At 56.6% G+C, this 2,551-nt stretch carries 3 protein-coding genes; 1 reads left to right on the top strand and 2 read right to left on the bottom strand.

The annotated features are described in order from the left end of the window. On the bottom strand, positions 1–992 hold a 992-nt coding region (locus RE6C_RS11315; RefSeq protein WP_236618119.1), incomplete at its 3' end, for a sulfatase-like hydrolase/transferase. A gap of 99 nt (positions 993–1,091) precedes the next feature. Next, a complete protein-coding gene (locus RE6C_RS11310) occupies positions 1,092–1,994 on the bottom strand; it encodes an alpha/beta hydrolase (protein ID WP_039961819.1) in 903 nt (300 codons plus the stop codon). Positions 1,995–2,158: 164 nt separating this feature from the next. Here RE6C_RS11310 and RE6C_RS11305 point away from each other — a divergent pair, with 164 nt between their 5' ends. Next, positions 2,159–2,542, top strand: coding sequence for an aminotransferase class V-fold PLP-dependent enzyme (locus RE6C_RS11305; RefSeq protein ID WP_008656683.1), 384 nt, complete (start codon positions 2,159–2,161; stop codon positions 2,540–2,542). Positions 2,543–2,551: the final 9 nt, after the last annotated feature.

Here is a 2,551-nt window from a genome sequence, read left to right as displayed (position 1 = left end):
GCTTGAATCTGATCGGGCCAGTGCAACACACACGGCACGCGCAGCCCACCCTCGTAAAGCTGCGACTTGTGGCCTCGCAACGGAGCCGTCGTCGATGGTTCGATGCCTGACAAACCACCATTGTCACTGCAGAACCAGATCAGCGTGTCGTCCAGCACTCGCAATCGCTCCAATCCTTCTCGAAGAGTCCCCAGACTTCGATCCATGGCAACCAATTCGCCATAATGATTGCGAGAATACTCATCCATGCCATCAACGATCTGTTGCAACTTAGCCTTCTCATCTTCGTCCTTGCCCGCGTCGACCAGTGTTTGCATGTCTTCATCGGATGCAACAAACGGACTGTGTGGGGTGCCATACCAAACCACCGCGAAGAACGGTTGTTGTGCGCGTGCTGATCGGGACGCGAAGTCCAACGCCTCTTTCACAATCACCTCAGACGAGTCGCCTTCGAAGGCCTCAAACTTTCCGCGACGACTCAACAACGGGTCGCGATCAAAGAAATTGGTCACCGACAACCACACATCAAATCCAAACCGACCGGGATGAAAGCGGTCCTCGCCCAGGATCGGAACACCGGGTCCGCGAAGCCCGTTGAGATGCCACTTGCCAAAGTGCCCCGTTACATAGCCCGCGTTCCGAATCGCAGTCGCGATGGATCGTTCCTGATGCCGAAGAGCATGACCATGCGAAGGCACCCCGGTTCGCACGGGGGAACGCCCCGTCAAAACGCTCGCTCGGGTTGGCGAGCACACCGCGGAGGCCGCATAGAACCGATCCAGTCGCAATCCGCCGGCGGCCAGCCGATCCAGCTCAGGTGTCTTCAGCAACGGATGCTGAAAGTATCCCGTCTGGGCGTACCCCAAATCGTCCGCCATCACCAAAATCACATTGGGACGATTCACCTCGTCGCCAGAGACACTTTGCCCCAGCACCGTGCCACCGACCATCATCACGATGCCACACAACAACCCGCCCAGTCTCAACGACATGCCTGTTCTCCCAAGAAGCAACTGCGTTCGCCTATCCCACCGGCTCAAACGACGAAATCAGTCGACCATCATAGGCTCTCGCACACTCACATTCTTGATTCAATCCGGTCGATGGGCATTCAAAAAGTGGATCGCCTTCTGAAGAGATTCCCCGGTGAAGAACCGTTTGCCGCCGTGACCTGCGCCCTCGTGCTCGATGAGCTCTACTTCGAGACCAGAGGCCTCGTACAACTCGACTATCCTCTCGCTTTGATCCAACAACACCGTCTTGTCTGCTGTTCCGTGAAAGATCAATAGCGGAGGGTCGTCAGAGGACACATGGGTCGCCGGACTGGCGAATTGCTCCATCTGCTCAGAAACCTTCCCGTCTTTGCCGCCCAGCAACGCGTAGCTGCCGGAGAGATCAGTGTACGCTCGCTCGGGTTGTGTCTTTCCACGCAGAACGAAATCAGATGGGCCGAAGTAATCGATCACCGCCTGCACACGAGAGGACTGCTCGACGTTTCCGCCCACTGCACCTTCCAACTCAGCCACGTCGCCGGACGTGCCCAGCAACAACGCAAGATGCCCACCCGCGGAACTTCCCGCGACCGCGATCCAGTCGGCGTTGTAACCATAACGCTCTGCATTGGCTCGCAACCATCGAATCGCCGCTTTGCAATCGTGAACCTGGGCCGGGAAAATTGCCTCTTTGGAGAAGCGGTAACTCAGGCTGGCCAGTGTATAACCGTGCTCTGTCACCTCGATCAACTTCGGGTTGCGTCGCGAACCGTTTCGCCATCCGCCACCGTGAATCCAAACCACGAGGGGAGGCGGCTCGGACGTCGCCGGCACGAACAAATCCAACTGGAGCGATCGAGCTTCATTCCCGGCACCGGATACCTCCGCGTAGACGAGCCCTTGATGCGTCACAACCGAACTTGATTCCTCGCAGTGAGCGGCCTTCTGAAACATCAGCAAACACATGACAATGAGCAACCAAAGGCTATGACGGTGTTTCATCTTCGCGTTCCCAACTCAAATCATTTGGACGAGGCTCGTTGCCGAAATCACTGGGTGGCTCATCATACCCGCTGCGGAAAGACGACTGGCAAGCCAACGTCATCTGACTGCGAAGCTTCAAGACATCACCTCAAAATGCCAAACTCCCACCAACAGGCCTCCCGTTGTACGACAAACAACAAGAACCATGGTTGATTCGGCGTGACCTGGATTTCCTCAATCACGGATCCTTTGGTGCCACACCTCGTTGTGTGATCGAAAACCAACGGCACTGGCAGAACCGACTGGAGGAAGACCCGATCGAATTCCTCGCACCGGAAAGGTCGCTGCTTCCCAAACTTGATTTCGTTCGCCAAACAGTCGCCCGAGAAATCAACGCGTCTCCGCGAGACATTGCCTTTGTTCGCAATGCAACCGAAGGCGTCAACGCGGTCGTGAGGTCGCTGCCACTTCGGGCCGGCGACGAAATTCTGTCACCAATCATGGCTACAACGCGTGCATCAACGCGGTTGCCCAAGCCGCGAATTCTGCGGGTGCAACGGTCGTGACTGCCAATA

The organism is Rhodopirellula europaea 6C, from assembly GCF_000338295.1.
GTDB classification, from domain to species: domain Bacteria; phylum Planctomycetota; class Planctomycetia; order Pirellulales; family Pirellulaceae; genus Rhodopirellula; species Rhodopirellula europaea.
This window is presented reverse-complemented; position numbering and strand designations above follow the sequence as displayed.

What these genes read in the sequence shown, in the direction of transcription:
- RE6C_RS11310 (WP_039961819.1), bottom strand. Translation starts at nt 1,994, where the DNA reads ATGAAACACCGTCATAGCCTTTGGTTGCTCATTGTCATGTGTTTGCTG.